This window comes from Pseudomonas sp. NBRC 111140 (assembly GCF_001320885.1).
In the GTDB taxonomy this organism is placed as follows: domain Bacteria; phylum Pseudomonadota; class Gammaproteobacteria; order Pseudomonadales; family Pseudomonadaceae; genus Aquipseudomonas; species Aquipseudomonas putida_P.
Map to the genome: position 1 here is coordinate 14,317 of NZ_BCBQ01000027.1, position 15,449 is coordinate 29,765.

The window sequence follows — 15,449 nt, forward strand, 5'->3', positions numbered from 1 at the left end:
AATCGACACCCCTGGCGCCTCCCCTGCCCGGCGCCAGACCCTTTCAAGCGTTGAGGAAAGCCCCATGAAATTTTCGTTGTTCGTGCACATGGAACGTTGGGATGAACAGGTCAGCCACCGCCAGCTGTTCGAAGACCTGACCGAACTGACCCTGATGGCCGAAAACGGCGGTTTCAGCACCGTGTGGATCGGCGAACACCACGCCATGGAGTACACCATTTCGCCAAGCCCGATGCCGCTGCTGGCCTACCTGGCCGCACGTACCGACAAGATCCGCCTGGGCGCCGGCACCATTATCGCGCCGTTCTGGAACCCGATCCGCGTTGCCGGTGAATGCGCCCTGCTGGACGTGATCAGCAACGGCCGCATGGAAGTGGGCCTGGCCCGTGGCGCCTACCAGTTCGAGTTCGACCGCATGGCCAATGGCATGCCGGCCACCGACGGCGGCAAGGCGCTGCGTGAGATGGTGCCTGTGGTACGCAAGCTGTGGGAAGGCGACTACGCCCATGACGGCGAAGTCTACAAGTTCCCCACCTCCACCAGCGTGCCGAAACCATTCAACGCGACGCCGCCGATGTGGATTGCCGCCCGCGACCCCGACTCGCATAACTTCGCCGTGGCAAACGGCTGCAACGTCATGGTCACCCCACTGATGAAGGGTGACGAAGAAGTCCTGGACCTGAAGAACAAGTTCCAGGCCGCCTTGGACAACAACCCGGACGTACCGCGCCCACAACTGATGGTGCTGCGCCACACCCACGTGCACAGCCCAGCCGAACCGGATGGCTGGAAGGTCGGTGCCCAGGCCATCTCGCGCTTCTACCGGACCTTCGACGCCTGGTTCGGCAACAAGACCACCCCGGTCAACGGCTTCCTCGAGCCAAGCCCGGAATCGAAGTTTGCCGAAGTGCCGGCGTTTCAGCTGGAGAACATCCGCAAGAACACCATGATCGGCACCCCAGAAGAAATCATCGCGCGCATCAAGTACTACCAGGAACTCGGCGTCGACGAGTTCAGCTTCTGGTGCGACAACAGCCTGCCCCACGCCGAGAAGAAAAAGTCGCTGGAGCTGTTCATCAAGGAAGTGGTGCCGGCGTTCGCCTGAATTCCCTTTGCCTGAATCATTGCGGGACGCGCCCGCTCCCGTGGGCCCCTTCGGCCTGCGTGAGCGGGCTTTTTTTTGAAACCTGCACTGGCCTCTTCGCGGGTAAACCCGCTCCCACAGGAATACGCGGTCCCTTGTGGGAGCGGGTTTACCCGCGAAGAGGCCAGTGCAGACACCACAAAAATCAAGGCATCAGGCCACCTTTCGTCCCCCGGCAAGAGAAATTTCCTGACACCTCTTGCACAACAAATATTATGGTATACCATCAGACAACAAGAGCTGATAACCCTCACCAGGAGCCACCCATGAGTTTCGAAATCCGCAAGATCGTCACCTACTCCGAAGAGACCCGCATCGAAGGCGGCAAGGCCACCGACAAACCGGTGACCATGGTCGGCCTGGCCGTCGTGATCAAGAACCCATGGGCCGGTCGCGGTTTCGTTGAAGATCTGAAGCCGGAAATTCGCGCCAACTGCTCGGAACTGGGTGCCCTGATGGTCGAGCGCCTGACCGCCGCCATCGGCGGTGCCGACAAGATCGAAGCCTACGGTAAGGCTGCTGTGGTCGGCGCCGACGGCGAAATCGAGCACGCCTCGGCCGTGATCCACACCCTGCGCTTCGGCAACCACTACCGCGAAGCGGTACAGGCCAAGAGCTACCTGAGCTTCACCAACAAGCGCGGCGGCCCAGGCACCTCGATCCAGATCCCGATGATGCAGAAGGACGACGAAGGCCTGCGCTCGCACTACATCACCCTGGAGATGCAGATCGAAGACGCCCCGCGCGCCGACGAAATCGTCGTGGTCCTGGGCGCAGCCGATGGTGGCCGCCTGCATCCGCGCATCGGCAACCGCTACATCGACCTGGAAGAACTGGCTGCCGAAAAAGCCAACGCTCAATAACAACAACCAAGACGGGCCGGGGCGTGGCGTGCTTACCCGCCGCGCCCGACCTTCAAGGAGCGCCCTCCATGATTCAGCCTGTCGCTGAACGCACACCTGCCGGCACCAGCTACCTGGCTGTCGGCCAGGGCCAACCCGTGGTTCTGATCCACGGCGTGGGCCTGAACAAGGAAATGTGGGGCGGTCAGTTCGTTGGCTTGGCCAACGACTACCGCGTCATCGCCTACGACATGCTCGGCCACGGTCAAAGCCGCGTACCGGCCGCCGACACACCGCTGGAAGGCTATGCCGACCAGCTCGCCGAACTGCTTGACCACCTGCAAATTGCCCAGGCCACCGTGATCGGCTTCTCCATGGGCGGCCTGGTTGCCCGAGCATTTGCCCTTAACCACCCGCAGCGCCTGACTGCCCTGGTGGTGCTCAACAGCGTGTTCAACCGCACCCCGGAGCAAAGCGCTGGCGTGATTGCCCGCGCGGCCCAGGCGGCGGAGCTGGGCCCCGATGCCAACGTCGATGCAGCCCTGGACCGCTGGTTCAGCCGTGAATACAAGGCAGCCAACCCGGCGCAGGTCGCCGCCATTCGCCAGGTACTGGCGAGCAACGACCCGCAGGGCTACCACACCACTTATTCGCTGTTCGCCACCCAGGACATGTATCGCGCCAATGACCTGGGCAGCATCCAGGTGCCGACGCTGATCGCCACCGGCGAACTCGACGCTGGCTCCACCCCGGCCATGACCCGCCAGCTCGCCGCCAGCATTCCAGGCGCACACAGTGTGGTCCTCGCCGAGCAACGGCATATGATGCCGGTGGAAGCACCCCGTGAAGTCAACAAGATGCTGCTGGACTTCCTTGCGCAAGCCCGCACCCTCACCGAATCCGCCAAGGGGATTGTTGCATGACCCTCGTTCGTTTCCAGATGTGCATCGACGGCCAATGGCGCGATGCCCAGAGCGGCAAGACCTTCGACAGCCTCAACCCGGCCACCGCCCAGGCCTGGGCGCAACTGCCCGACGCCGACGAAGCCGATGTGGAGCTGGCCGTACAGGCCGCCCAGCGTGCCTTCGACAGCAAAGAGTGGCGCAGCATCACCGCCACCGCACGCGGCAAGCTGCTGCGTCGCCTGGGCGACCTGATTGCCGAGAACAAGGAACACCTGGCCCAGCTGGAAAGCCGTGACAACGGCAAGCTGATCCGCGAAACCCGCGGCCAGGTTGGCTACCTGCCAGAGTTCTTCCACTACACCGCAGGCCTGGCCGACAAACTCGAAGGCGGCACCTTGCCGCTGGACAAGCCCGACCTGTTCGCCTACACCGTGCACGAGCCTATCGGCGTGGTGGCCGGGATCATCCCCTGGAACAGCCCGCTGTACCTCACCGCGATCAAGCTGGCCCCGGCCCTGGCCGCCGGCAACACCATCGTGCTCAAACCGTCCGAGCACGCCTCGGCGACCATCCTTGAGCTGGCCCGCCTGGCCCTCGAAGCCGGCTTCCCGGCCGGCGTGGTCAACGTGATCACCGGTTACGGCCCAAGCACCGGCGCAGCGCTCACCCGCCACCCGCTGGTGCGCAAGATCGCCTTCACCGGCGGCGCTGCCACCGCCCGCCACGTGGTGCGCAGCAGTGCCGAGAACTTCGCCAAGCTGTCGCTGGAGCTGGGCGGCAAGTCGCCGAACATCATCTTCGCCGACGCCGACCTGGACAGTGCCATCAACGGTGCCGTGGCCGGCATCTATGCAGCCTCCGGGCAAAGCTGTGTGGCCGGTTCGCGCCTGCTGGTGCAGGACGAGATCTTCGACGAATTCGTCGAGCGCCTGATTGCCCGCGCCAAGCGTATCCGCATCGGCAACCCGCAGGACGACGCCAGCGAAATGGGCCCAATGGCCACCGCACAGCAACTGGCCGTGGTCGAAGGCCTGGTGGCTGCGGCCAAGGCCGAGGGTGCCAAGCTGCACCTGGGCGGCAAGCGTGCCGAGGTTGAAGGTGACGGCTGGTTCTACGAACCGACCCTGTTCGAGTGCGACAGCAACTCGATGACCATCATGCAGGAGGAAGTCTTCGGCCCGGTCGCCGCGGTGATCCGCTTCAAGACCGAGGAAGAAGCCCTGGCCATCGCCAACGACTCCCAGTTCGGCCTGGCTGCCGGCATCTGGACCCGCGACCTGGGCCGTGCCCACCGCCTGGCCCGTGACGTGCGCTCGGGGATCATCTGGGTCAACACCTACCGTGCCGTGTCGGCCATGGCGCCGATCGGTGGCTTCAAAAACAGCGGCTACGGCCGCGAGAGCGGCATCGATTCGGTGCTGGCCTATACCGAGCTGAAGACCGTGTGGATCAACCTGTCCACCGCACCGATGCCCGACCCGTTTGTGATGCGTTAGGAGGTAGCACGAGATGATCGAACCCGGCATCTACAAAGACGTGATGGGCTCCTTCCCGTCCGGCGTCACGGTAGTCACCACCCTGGACGCCGACGGCGCCATCGTCGGCATCACCGCCAGCGCCTTCAGCGCGCTGTCGATCGACCCGGCACTGGTGCTGTTCTGCCCTAACTATGCCTCCGACACCTACCCGGTTTTGCGTGACAGCAAGCAGTTCGCGATACACCTGCTGTCCGCCGAGCAAACCGCCGAAGCCTATGCTTTCGCCGGCAAGGGCAAGGACAAGGCCAAGGGTGTCGAGTGGCACCTGAGCGAGCTTGGCAACCCGCTGCTGGCCAAGGCCACGGCGATCATCGAGTGCGAACTGTGGCGCGAGTATGACGGCGGTGACCACGCGATCATCGTCGGGGCGGTGAAGAACCTGGTGCTGCCCGAGCAGCCGGTAACGCCGATGGTTTACCACAAAGGCAAACTCGGCGCCCTGCCGCCCTTGGGTTGACGTACGCCAACACCGATCCCCTGTTTTAGGGGCCGCGCTATCGTCTCACCCTCGGTTGCGGCCCCTGTTTTATTCCGGAGTACTGCACATGAGCAATGAAACGTACGAAAAAGGCCTGAAGATCCGCACCCAGGTGCTGGGCGAGGACTACGTCAACCGCTCGATCCAGAACGCCGACGCGTTCACCCAGCCGTTGCAGCAGCTGGTCACCGAATACTGCTGGGGCCACGTCTGGGGCCGCGAAGGCCTCTCGCTCAAAGAGCGCAGCATGATAAACTTGGCCATGATTTCCGCGCTCAACCGGCCCCACGAGCTCAAGCTGCACATTCGCGGCGCATTGCGCAATGGCCTGAGCCGTGAACAGATTCGCGAGATCCTGCTCCAGGTCGGCATTTATTGCGGCGTACCCGCGGCGGTGGACAGTTTCCGCCTGGCCCGTGAAGCGTTTGCCGAAGCCGATGCGGAGTCAACCCGTTAACAACGGGCTGTTCGAACCACTGCATGGAAAGCCTCGGTTCGGGGCGTTCCGCGATGTTGGCGCAACAGCCTCATAAAGAGCGCACCTGATGAAACGCCAGCCACTCGACGACAGCTTCAAGGTCAACCGCAACCCCGTTACCCTGCGCGAAATCGTGCTCGACAAGCTGCGCGCCGCGATCATGAACTTTCACCTGCTGCCAGGCGACCGCCTGGTCGAGCGCGACCTCTGCGACCGCTTGGGCGTCAGCCGTACTTCGGTGCGTGAAGCCCTGCGCCACCTGGAGTCCGAAGGCCTGGTGGAATTCGCCGACGCCAAAGGCCCGCGCGTGGCCATCATTACCCTGGAAGACGCCCGCGACATCTACGAGCTGCGCTGTGTGCTCGAAGGCCTGATCGTGCAGCTGTTCACCCTCAACGCCAAGGCCAAGGACATCCGTGCTCTGGAGCGCGCGCTGGAGGTCAACCGCGAAGCACTGGAAGAAGGCGAGCTGCAACAGGTGCTGGATTCGGTACAAGGCTTTTACGATGTGCTGCTGGAAGGCTCCGGCAACCAGGTGGCGGCGCAGCAGCTGCGCCAGTTGCAGGCCCGCATCAGCTACCTGCGCGCCACCTCGGTGTCGCAGGAAAACCGCCGTGGTGCCAGCAACCGCGAAATGGAAAAGATCGTCGAGGCGATCAAGGGGGGCGACCCACTGGTGGCCCACCAGGCCTCGGTCGACCACGTCCGCGCCGCCGCCAAGGTGGCCCTGGACTACCTGCGCCAGAAGCAGGATGACAACGCCAAGGTGCGCGACATTGTCGAGCCCCTGGCCCTGAAGGAACCCCGCATAGGCCGCTGATCATGCCCAACGCCCCGCGCTACTGCCCGCACTGCACCACGGAACTGGCCCGGGGCGTTCCCACAGGCGACACCCATGAACGCCTGCACTGCACCGGCTGCGGCTACATCCATTACATCAACCCGAAGATCATCGCCGGCTGCATCATCGAGCGCGATGGCAAGTACCTGCTGTGTCAACGCGCCATCCCGCCGCGGCCGGGCACCTGGACTTTACCCGCCGGGTTCATGGAGGCTGGGGAAACCACCGAGCAGGCGGCATTGCGCGAAGTGTGGGAAGAAACCGGCGTTCGTGCGGACATCGTCTCACCCTATTCGATCTTCAGCGTGCCGAAAATCAGCGAGGTGTACATCATCTTCCGCGCCAGCGTCACCGAAGAGACCGGGCAGTACGGGCCGGAGACCCTGGCTTACAAGTTCTTCGAACCGGATGAAATCCCCTGGGATCAAATCTACTACCCGGCGATCCGGCAGATTCTCGAGCGCTATATCCTTGAACGCCAAGCCGGGGTGTATGGCATATACATGGGCAATGACGACACCGGCAAGGTGCACTTCATTCGCTGAAACCGGCGAACCACCTAGTAAAACTGCCAGGTTCCAGTTCCGCAACGGGTTGCTAGCGTATGCACTCCACTCGGAGTGTGCCCATGAAGATCTGGAATCGCCTCCTGTGCCTGCTGCTAACGACAACGCTAGCTGCCTGTTCGACCATCAACCCGCCAGTGCAGGCTACCAGGGCGGCGTGGATCCCCGAACAGTGGCAGGTGCGCATCAATCCACAGAGCATTGATACGGACACCCAGCGCCTGAGCCTTGTAATTCCCGGCGAGGGGCGTCTCCTGGCAGACCGGATAGCAGTCCATACGCTGCCAGACGGCACGATTGCCTGGCATGGCACTCTCATCGCTGAGAGTGCCGCCCCTGCAGCAAACGGTTCGCTCAAGGCCGCCCTGAACAGCATCATTCTGATCCGCTCCAGCAACCGAGTTAGCGGAATCATCCGCCGCGATGGCCAGGCTTACAGCCTCCTTCCCAGTGGGGATGCAACGGTACTGAGCAAGATCGACGCAGCGAAGCTGCCTCCCGACCACGATCCGTCAATACCAAGTGGGGCAATGCTCGGCCCCCGCCAACATGTCGCAATAGCGCCTTACCAGCCGGGCCATGCCACTATTCGGGTACTGGTTGTCGCTTCGCGTCAGGCTGACGAAGCCAGCGAAGACTTGAGAGCAATGGCTCATCTGGCCATCGAGGAGTCGAACCAGACCTTCGACGAAAGCGGAATCGATCTTTCGCTGGAACTTGCAGACGTGTTCCCACTGGACTACGAGCAGTCATTCAGTCCGAACTGGGATTTGGACAGGCTCATGAAGATCGATGACGGTTACATGGACGAAGTCCATGATATGAGAGACACCTTGAAGGCCGACGTGGTGGTTTTGCTACGTGACAACGCCAACACGAGCTGTGGATTTGCCGGTGAGATCGGCGCCAGCGCCGAGACTGCATTCACCGTAGTAAACGTGCGCTGCATCGGGGTCGGGAGATTCACCTTTGCCCATGAAATCGGCCACCTTTTAGGGGGGGCACATGATAACGCAAGCGGTCCGTTTGCCTATGGCCATGGCTACGCTCATGAGCCAGCGGACGGACCAAAATTGTATACCGTCATGACCGCTTTCAGACTGGATACGGTCCGGCTACCTTACTGGTCAGACCCGCAGCGCGAGGTGGACGGTATCCGGTTGGGGGACAAGGACACCGCCGATAACCACCGTTTACTCGAAGAGCGCAAAGGGATCGTGGCGGGTTTTCGCTAACAGCTCACCACTCGCCTGGCTGACCGCTACAAAACACTCGCAAATCACGCCATCTCAGTGCATCTTTTAGCTTCTCAAGCTAAAGGATCGGCATCAGGCCATGGCGAAATGGTTAGACGGCGGCGGCTTGATGGCCGAACGCATCCGCAACCACGACTGGACACGTACCAGCCTCGGCCCGCTCGAGGCCTGGCCGGATGCACTCAAGACCACCGTGGCGCTGTGCCTGGCCTCGCGCTTCCCACAGGCCGTGTTGTGGGGCCCCGACCTGCTTACCCTGCACAACGACGCCTTCTTGCCAATCCTCGGGCAGAAACCCTTGGCCCTGGGCGTCCCCTTCCGCGAGGTCTGGCAAGAAGCTTGGGCCGACATCAGCAGCATGGCCGACCGTGCATTGGCCGGTGAAGCGGTGTACATCGAAGACTTCCCGTTGGCGATCGTGCGTAACGGCTGCCCCGAGCGAGCCTATTTCACCTTCTGCTACAGCCCGATACGCGGCCATGACGGCAAGGTGCTGGGCATGCTCGACACGGTCACCGAAACCACCGCCAGCGTGGTCACCAACCAGCGCCTGAATTTTCTCGACAACCTTGGGCGCGCCGTGACCGAGGCCAACGACCCGGACCAGATCATGGCCATCACCACCCGCATGCTGGTCGAGCACCTTGGCCTGTCCAGCTGTGCCTATGCGGTGATGGAGCCGGACCAGGATGGCTTCACTATCTGCGGCGACGCGGTGGCACCCGGTTCACCACGCCTGGTGGGCCAGTACCACCTGCATGACTTCGGCCACATGGCGGTCAGCCGGCTGCGCAGCGGCCTGGCTTTGGTGATCAACGACAACCTCCGCGAGCTGGCGGCTGACGAGGCGGCAACCTTTCAGGCCATCGGCATTACGGCCACTATCTGCATACCGCTGATCAAGGGTGGCAGGTTGACGGCGCTGATGGCCATTCATGACCGCGTGCCAAGGGTATGGACCGACTACGAGCAAGCGCTGATCGGCGAAGTGACCGAACGTTGCTGGGCGCATATCCAGCGGGTGCAGGCCAATGCCGAAGTGCGCGAGGCCATGGCAGCGCTGGAGGCGCTCAACGCCACCCTGGAGCACCGCGTCGAAGAACGTACTACCCAGTTGCTGCACACCGAAGCCGTACTGCGCCAGGCACAAAAGCTGGAAGCCATCGGCCAGCTGACAGGTGGTGTCGCCCACGACTTCAACAACCTGCTGACCATCATTCGGTCCTCGCTGCACTTTCTGCAGCGCCCCGACCTGGACGAGAAACGCCGCGAACGCTACATCAAGACCATGTCCGACACCGTGGACCGCGGCGCCAAGCTGACCGGCCAACTGCTTGCCTTTGCCCGCCGCCAGGCCCTCAGCCCGCAAGTGTTCGAGGCCGGCCCTCGGTTGGAAGCCATGGCCGAAATGCTCGACACCGCCACCGGCGCACGCATCCAGGTCGCACTGAAGCTGCCGCAGGCGCCCTGCCATATCCGCGCCGACCTCAGCCAGCTGGAAACGGCGGTGATCAACCTGATGCTCAACGGACGCGACGCCATGGCCGGCGAAGGTACGTTGCTGCTGCGTCTGCAGGCCGACCAGAGCCTGCCTGCCCTGCGCGGCCAGGCGCCACAGCCTGGCCCGTTTGCGGCCATCTCGGTGAGCGACAGTGGTGTCGGTATTGCCAGCGAGCTGCTGGAGCGCATTTTCGACCCGTTCTTCACCACCAAGGCGCCGGGTGAAGGCACTGGGCTGGGGTTGTCGCAGGTGTTCGGGTTTGCCAAGCAGTCTGGCGGTGACGTGCAGGTGCACAGCGTTCAGGGCCAGGGCACCACCTTTACCCTGTACCTGCCACAGGAGACACCGCCCGCAGCCTTGCCGGCGGATGCCCCAAGCAGCAGCCAGGCGCAGGCGCAGGGCGAACGACGGCGAATACTGGTGGTGGAGGACAACCCTGATCTTGGCAACTTCACCGCTCAAATCCTAGAAGACCACGGCTATCGGATCAGCTATGCGCGCTCGGCGGAAGAGGCCCTGACGCAGCTGGAGGGACCGGCAGGTGACTTTGATGCGGTGTTTTCCGATGTGGTCATGCCCGGCATGGGCGGCCTGGCGCTGGCCCGTGAGCTACGCCGCCTGCACCCACGGTTGCCGGTGATCCTCACGTCGGGTTACAGCGAGGCGATTGCCGAAGGGGGGCACCAGGGGTTCACCTTCCTGGCCAAGCCCTATTCGGCAGAACAGGTGTGCCGCCTGCTCGGGAAAGTGCTGGGCAACTGAACCCACGCTTGTGATGGGCGATCAGCGGCGCCCTTCCGCCAGCATGCGCACGGCAAGGCCAGCCAGTACCGTACCCATCAACCAGCGCTGAACCTGCTGCCACAATGGGCGACCGGCAAGGAACACGGCGATGGATCCGGCCATGATCGCGATCATGGCATTGACCGTGACGCTGATGGCGATCTGCGTCGAACCCAGTACCAGCGATTGCAACAGCACACTGCCGTGCCCCGGTTCGATGAACTGCGGCATCAGCGACAGGTACATGACGGCGATCTTCGGGTTCAGCAGGCTGGTGGCAAAGCCCATGGTGAACAACCGCCTCGGGCTGTCGGCAGGCAGGTCACGCACCTGGAACGGCGAACGACCACCGGGGCGCAGCGCCTGCCAGGCCAGGTACAACAGGTACAGCGCACCGCCGATGCGCAACGCATCGTAGGCAAAGGGTACGGCCATCACCAGGGCAGTGATGCCCAACGCGGCGCAGAACATATAGATAACGAAGCCCAGGGCCACACCGCCGAGGGAAATCAACCCGGCCTTGCGGCCCTGACAGATCGAGCGGGAGATCAGGTAGATCATGTTCGGCCCTGGGGTAAGGACCATGCCAAGGCAGATCAGGGCGAAGGTGAGCAGTTGGGTGATATCGGGCATGGGGCACATCCTTGTTGTGCATTGGGCTGCAGCGAGTTTATCCGAAGCCATCGCATACAGGTGAGTTCAGTTGATTTGCCCTGCAATCAGTCCCAAGGCTACTGCAATCATTGCCACCCCCGACACCCGCCCGACCAGTTTCGCCGCCCCTGGCCGTGTGCTCAGTACCGCCTTGGCGCCGTAACCCACCAGCGAATAGATCACCAGTGAACTGCACAGGTGCACCAGCCCCAGCAACAAGATCTGCAACGGCACCGGCCAGCTCGACTGCGGGTCGGTGAACTGCGGCAACAAGGCCAGGAACAGCAGGAACACTTTCGGGTTCAGGCCACTGACGCAAAACCCCTTGAACGCCCAGCGCGAACCCGACTCCCCCGCACCGCCCTGCCCGGCCGCCGGCAATGCCGGGCTCAGCAACAGGTTGCCGCCTAGCCATAGCAGGTAGCTGCAACCCGCCAGGGTCAGCAAGGTCAGCGCCAAGGGGTGGCCTGCCAGCAGGCTGCCGACCCCGGCCGCCACCACCAGCGTGGCCAGAAAATGCCCCGACAACATCCCCACCACCGCCGGCATCACCCAGCGCCCGCGCATGCCCGCCGAGATGGCGTAGGCCCAGTCTGCACCCGGGGTCATCACGAACAGCATCGACACGGCCCAAAACGCCGTCAGCACACTGATAGCCACTTGAATCTTCCTTATCTACTGCGTTGGATGTCGAAAGATTACGGATTCCTCCCGGGGATTTTCTTTCGTATATTCCCCCTCTTCATTTATTTACTGGAAGATTCTCCCCCATGGACCGAACAGATCGAAAAATCCTTGCCGAACTGCAAAAGGATGGGCGGCTGTCGGTAACCGAGCTGGCCGACCGCGTAGGGCTCAGCCTGTCGCCCTGCCATCGGCGCTTGAAGGCGCTGGAAGAGTCCGGAGCGATTCTGGGCTATCACGCCCGCTTGGCGCCGAGCGCCCTGGGGCTGAACTTTGCCGCGTTGGTGTTCGTTACCCTGCGCGAGGTAACCCGCCAACCGGTGGCGGACTTTGAAGCGGCACTGGCGGAGATCCCGCAGATCGTCGAGGCGCAGCGGCTGTTCGGCGACCCGGATTATTTGCTGCATGTGGTGGCCAAGGACCTGCCGGCGTTTCAGAAGCTGTATGACGAGAAACTGACCAGCATTCCCAATGTGAAGCGCCTGAGTTCGACCTTGGTGATGAAAGAGGTGATCCAAGACCGGTTGTTGCCGATGTAGCCGTTTGCTCCTGTGCTGGCCCTTTCGCGGACAACCCCGCGAAAGGGCCATTACTGGCAACCATTCAGCTGCCCTGAAAATGGGCATGATGCACCAGCAAAGCCCACCACTTGCTACGGGCAAAGGGCTCACCCCCTCTATCCCAAGCCTTCCCGCCTGCTGGCACCCTCCTTGCTACCGTCCCCCGCTTAAGCTTTTGTCAGCCTTAGGTTTTTTAAGGTTTATGGGTACATATTTACTAATTTCTCGTTATCCCCGCGCCCCGCATCATCGCTCCAACAAGAACGCGTCGCCCATCGCCGGCACGCCCCCGGGCAGCTCCCGATGCCCTACCTTGCCTTGGAGTCAGTCATGACCAGTGCAGCCAATTCGGCACCCCTGATAGAAAAACACACGATCGGCTATGTGCCCCCGCAAGACCGCCATGGAAAGGTAAGGGATCTGTTCACACTGTGGTTCGGCGGCAACATCGCGCCGCTGCCCATCGTCACCGGCGCGCTGGGCGTGCAGTTGTTCCACCTGAACCTGGTATGGGGCATCGTCGCCATCCTGGTCGGCCACCTGGTCGGCGGTGTGCTGATGGCGCTGCACTCGGCCCAGGGCCCGCAAATGGGCATCCCGCAAATGATCCAGAGCCGCGCCCAGTTCGGCACCCTCGGTGCGCTGCTGGTGGTAGTGATCGCCGGCGTCATGTACATCGGCTTCTTCGCGTCCAACATCGTGCTTGCCGGCAAGTCACTGCATGGCGTGGTCGACGCCGTACCGGTACCGGTCGGCATCGTCATCGGTGCATTGGGCTCGGGCATCATCGGCATCATCGGCTACCGCTTCATTCACGTGCTCAACCGCATCGGCACCTGGGTGCTGGGCATCGGCATCGTGGTCGGCTTCGGCTACATCTTCACCCATGTACAAAGCGACGACTTCCTCACCCGCGGCGGCTTCAACCTGGCTGGCTGGTTGGCCACCGTTTCGCTGGCGGCGCTGTGGCAAATCGCTTTTGCGCCCTATGTGTCGGACTATTCACGCTACCTGCCGGCAGATGTGAAAGTCAGCTCGACGTTCTGGACCACCTACCTGGGCTCAGCCCTGGGTTCGAGCCTGTCGTTCATTTTCGGCGCCGTGGCCGTGCTGGCGATCCCGGCCGGCATGGACACCATGGACGCGGTCAAACTGGCCACCGGCACCCTCGGCCCGATCATGCTGGTGCTGTTTCTGCTCAGCGTCATCAGCCACAATGCCCTCAACCTGTATGGTGCGGTGCTGTCGATCATCACCCTGATCCAGACCTTCGCCTACCGTTGGATCCCTACCGCCAAGAGCCGCGCCGTGCTGTCGTTGATCGTGCTGGCAGCCTGCAGCGTGGTAGCGGTGTTCGCTTCGGCAGATTTCATCGGCCACTTCGTCGACATGGTGCTGGTGCTGCTGGTGGTGCTGGTGCCATGGACGGCGATCAACCTGATCGACTTTTATGCCATTCACAAGGGCGACTACGACATCCAGTCGATCTTCCAGGTCGATGGCGGTATCTACGGCCGTTACAACCCACAGGCGCTGATCGCCTATGCGGTGGGTATCGTGGTGCAGATCCCGTTCATGAACACACCGCTGTATGTCGGGCCGATTTCCGAGCACATCAACGGGGCTGACCTGTCGTGGCTGGTAGGGCTGGCGATTACTTCACCGCTGTACTGGTGGCTGGCCAGCCGTGACAGTGCCTACCGTCGCCGGCAGATGAGTGCCAAGTTGGCCATGGGGCACTGATTCAAACTGCACCGGCCCCTTCGCGGGTAAAACCACGAAGGGGCCGGCAGGCACAACGTGTTGTCAAAGGTTATAAGCGCGCTCATTGTGCTCCGCCAGGTCCAGCCCTTGCTCTTCTTCCTCTCGGCTGGCCCGCAACCCGATGGTCAGCTTGATGGCCGCGAGAATTACCCAGCTCACCACGAAGCAGTACACGAAGGTGAAAGCCACACCCTTCAACTGCACCAGTGCTTGCCCAATGGGCGATGCGCCTTCCACATAGCCACCCAGCGCCGGCGCGGCAAACACACCGGTCAGAATCGCCCCGACCATCCCACCCACACCATGCAGCCCGAACACATCAAGGCTGTCGTCATACCCTAGCGCCTGCTTGAGCCGGGTCACGGCAAAGAAGCAGATGGCCCCGGTCAACACACCGATCACCAGTGCCCCCAGCGGCCCGACGAATGCGCAGGCCGGTGTAATACCCACCAGCCCCGCCAGTGCCCCCGACGCAGCACCCAAGGCAGTCGGTCGACCATGCATCACCTTCTCGGTCAGCAACCAACCGACAATCCCCGCGCAGGCCGCCACCATGGTCGCCAGCATCACCACCCCTGCCCCCTGGTTCGCGGCAAGCCCCGACCCAACGTTGAAGCCGAACCAGCCCACCCACATCAACCCCGCGCCCACCAGAGTAAAACCCAGGTTATGCGGCGGCATGGCCACCTGCGGGTAGCCCTTGCGCTTGCCCAGCATCAACGCCGCCGCCAAGGCCGCCACGCCGGAATTGATGTGCACCGCAGTGCCGCCGGCGAAGTCCAGCACTCCCCAGTTGACCATCAGTGCCCCCGGCCCGCCCCATACCATATGGGCAATAGGTGCATACACCAGCACGAACCACGCCGCCATGAACAGCAACGAGGCGGTGAACTTCATGCGCTCTGCAAAACCACCGGCAATCAGCGCTGGGGTGATGATGGCGAACGTCAGCTGAAACACCGCAAACACACCTTCGGGGATGGTGCCGACCAGGCTGTCATGGCCGATATCCAGCATCAGCGCCTTGTCCAACCCGCCGATGAAACTGTTGAAGGTGAGCTGGCCCTCGACCATGCCGGTGGTATCGACCACCAGACTGTAGCCGAACAGCACCCAGATAATGCCGATAACGCCGGCCACGGCGAACAGCTGGGTGAACACCGAAAGAAAGTTCTTGGCCCGCACCATGCCGCCGTAAAACATCGCCAGGCCGGGGATGCACATCATCAGCACGAACATCGCGGCGCAGATCATCCAGGCGGTGTTGCCGGTGTCCAGGGTGGTTTCGGCGGCAGTGGCCTGGGTGGCCAGGGCTAACAACATTACAGCGAGGGTGAGGTGCTTCATGACGTCACTCCTGTGGGAATGGTGGGTGGCTTTGGGGCTGCTGTGCAGCCCATCGCGACACAAGGCCGCTCCTACAAGGGACCGTGTAGGAGCGGCCTTGTGTCGCGA

General features: G+C 62.5%; 15 protein-coding genes. 12 read left to right on the forward strand and 3 right to left on the reverse strand.

Annotated elements, in window-relative coordinates; translation table 11 throughout:
• Positions 1-64: 64 nt before the first annotated feature.
• The 10 genes from APH42_RS11260 to APH42_RS11305 all read left to right on the forward strand — a co-directional run bounded on the left by APH42_RS11260 (position 65) and on the right by APH42_RS11305 (position 10,311).
• A complete protein-coding gene (locus APH42_RS11260; protein WP_012271912.1) occupies positions 65-1,105 on the forward strand; it encodes an LLM class flavin-dependent oxidoreductase in 1,041 nt (346 codons plus the stop codon).
• 305 nt (positions 1,106-1,410) lie between these two features.
• The gene (locus APH42_RS11265; RefSeq protein WP_003256068.1) at positions 1,411-2,007 is read left to right on the forward strand and encodes an amino acid synthesis family protein; all 597 of its coding nucleotides are present in this window, start codon (positions 1,411-1,413) and stop codon (positions 2,005-2,007) included.
• Between the two features lie 68 nt (positions 2,008-2,075).
• Entirely contained in the window at positions 2,076-2,909 is an 834-nt protein-coding gene (locus tag APH42_RS11270) for an alpha/beta fold hydrolase (protein ID WP_012271911.1), read from the forward strand.
• Positions 2,906-4,387, forward strand: a complete 1,482-nt coding sequence (locus tag APH42_RS11275; protein ID WP_060493303.1) for an aldehyde dehydrogenase — start codon at positions 2,906-2,908, stop codon at positions 4,385-4,387. The genes APH42_RS11270 and APH42_RS11275 overlap by 4 nt, the downstream gene beginning before the upstream one ends.
• A 13-nt stretch (positions 4,388-4,400) precedes the next feature.
• Positions 4,401-4,886 (forward strand): flavin reductase family protein, encoded by a 486-nt coding sequence (locus APH42_RS11280; protein ID WP_012271909.1) that lies wholly within the window; start codon positions 4,401-4,403, stop codon positions 4,884-4,886.
• Between the two features lie 88 nt (positions 4,887-4,974).
• Positions 4,975-5,364, forward strand: coding sequence for a carboxymuconolactone decarboxylase family protein (locus APH42_RS11285; RefSeq protein WP_060493304.1), 390 nt, complete (start codon positions 4,975-4,977; stop codon positions 5,362-5,364).
• A gap of 88 nt (positions 5,365-5,452) precedes the next feature.
• Positions 5,453-6,205 carry a GntR family transcriptional regulator gene (locus APH42_RS11290; RefSeq protein ID WP_003256074.1) on the forward strand — a complete coding sequence of 251 codons (753 nt, stop codon included), beginning with the start codon at positions 5,453-5,455 and terminating at the stop codon, positions 6,203-6,205.
• Positions 6,206-6,207: 2 nt separating this feature from the next.
• Positions 6,208-6,771 (forward strand): NUDIX hydrolase, encoded by a 564-nt coding sequence (locus APH42_RS11295; RefSeq protein WP_012271907.1) that lies wholly within the window; start codon positions 6,208-6,210, stop codon positions 6,769-6,771.
• A gap of 83 nt (positions 6,772-6,854) precedes the next feature.
• Positions 6,855-8,027 carry a zinc-dependent metalloprotease family protein gene (locus APH42_RS11300; protein ID WP_012271906.1) on the forward strand — a complete coding sequence of 391 codons (1,173 nt, stop codon included), beginning with the start codon at positions 6,855-6,857 and terminating at the stop codon, positions 8,025-8,027.
• A 100-nt stretch (positions 8,028-8,127) separates the two neighbouring features.
• Positions 8,128-10,311, forward strand: coding sequence for an ATP-binding protein (locus tag APH42_RS11305; protein ID WP_012271905.1), 2,184 nt, complete (start codon positions 8,128-8,130; stop codon positions 10,309-10,311).
• 21 nt (positions 10,312-10,332) lie between these two features.
• On the opposite strand, the gene APH42_RS11310 is transcribed toward APH42_RS11305, so the two are convergent.
• Positions 10,333-10,965: a LysE family translocator gene (locus tag APH42_RS11310; RefSeq protein ID WP_012271904.1), complete on the reverse strand. Its 633-nt coding sequence runs from the start codon at positions 10,963-10,965 to the stop codon at positions 10,333-10,335.
• Positions 10,966-11,031: 66 nt separating this feature from the next.
• Positions 11,032-11,646 carry a LysE family translocator gene (locus APH42_RS11315; protein WP_060493305.1) on the reverse strand — a complete coding sequence of 205 codons (615 nt, stop codon included), beginning with the start codon at positions 11,644-11,646 and terminating at the stop codon, positions 11,032-11,034.
• A 110-nt stretch (positions 11,647-11,756) separates the two neighbouring features.
• On the opposite strand from APH42_RS11315, the gene APH42_RS11320 reads away from it, so the two are divergent.
• Both APH42_RS11320 and APH42_RS11325 read left to right on the forward strand, forming a co-directional pair.
• Positions 11,757-12,209 (forward strand): Lrp/AsnC family transcriptional regulator, encoded by a 453-nt coding sequence (locus APH42_RS11320; protein ID WP_012271902.1) that lies wholly within the window; start codon positions 11,757-11,759, stop codon positions 12,207-12,209.
• Between the two features lie 351 nt (positions 12,210-12,560).
• Positions 12,561-13,973, forward strand: coding sequence for a cytosine permease (locus tag APH42_RS11325; protein WP_012271901.1), 1,413 nt, complete (start codon positions 12,561-12,563; stop codon positions 13,971-13,973).
• Between the two features lie 63 nt (positions 13,974-14,036).
• On the opposite strand, the gene APH42_RS11330 is transcribed toward APH42_RS11325, so the two are convergent.
• Positions 14,037-15,341, reverse strand: coding sequence for an ammonium transporter (locus APH42_RS11330; protein ID WP_060493306.1), 1,305 nt, complete (start codon positions 15,339-15,341; stop codon positions 14,037-14,039).
• Positions 15,342-15,449: the final 108 nt, after the last annotated feature.

Coding starts and splice junctions, on each gene's coding strand:
- APH42_RS11260 (WP_012271912.1), top strand. CDS start 65: ATGAAATTTTCGTTGTTCGTGCACATGGAACGTTGGGATGAACAGGTC.
- APH42_RS11265 (WP_003256068.1), top strand. CDS start 1,411: ATGAGTTTCGAAATCCGCAAGATCGTCACCTACTCCGAAGAGACCCGC.
- APH42_RS11270 (WP_012271911.1), top strand. CDS start 2,076: ATGATTCAGCCTGTCGCTGAACGCACACCTGCCGGCACCAGCTACCTG.
- APH42_RS11275 (WP_060493303.1), top strand. CDS start 2,906: ATGACCCTCGTTCGTTTCCAGATGTGCATCGACGGCCAATGGCGCGAT.
- APH42_RS11280 (WP_012271909.1), top strand. CDS start 4,401: ATGATCGAACCCGGCATCTACAAAGACGTGATGGGCTCCTTCCCGTCC.
- APH42_RS11285 (WP_060493304.1), top strand. CDS start 4,975: ATGAGCAATGAAACGTACGAAAAAGGCCTGAAGATCCGCACCCAGGTG.
- APH42_RS11290 (WP_003256074.1), top strand. CDS start 5,453: ATGAAACGCCAGCCACTCGACGACAGCTTCAAGGTCAACCGCAACCCC.
- APH42_RS11295 (WP_012271907.1), top strand. CDS start 6,208: ATGCCCAACGCCCCGCGCTACTGCCCGCACTGCACCACGGAACTGGCC.
- APH42_RS11300 (WP_012271906.1), top strand. CDS start 6,855: ATGAAGATCTGGAATCGCCTCCTGTGCCTGCTGCTAACGACAACGCTA.
- APH42_RS11305 (WP_012271905.1), top strand. CDS start 8,128: ATGGCGAAATGGTTAGACGGCGGCGGCTTGATGGCCGAACGCATCCGC.
- APH42_RS11310 (WP_012271904.1), bottom strand. CDS start 10,965: ATGCCCGATATCACCCAACTGCTCACCTTCGCCCTGATCTGCCTTGGC.
- APH42_RS11320 (WP_012271902.1), top strand. CDS start 11,757: ATGGACCGAACAGATCGAAAAATCCTTGCCGAACTGCAAAAGGATGGG.
- APH42_RS11325 (WP_012271901.1), top strand. CDS start 12,561: ATGACCAGTGCAGCCAATTCGGCACCCCTGATAGAAAAACACACGATC.
- APH42_RS11330 (WP_060493306.1), bottom strand. CDS start 15,341: ATGAAGCACCTCACCCTCGCTGTAATGTTGTTAGCCCTGGCCACCCAG.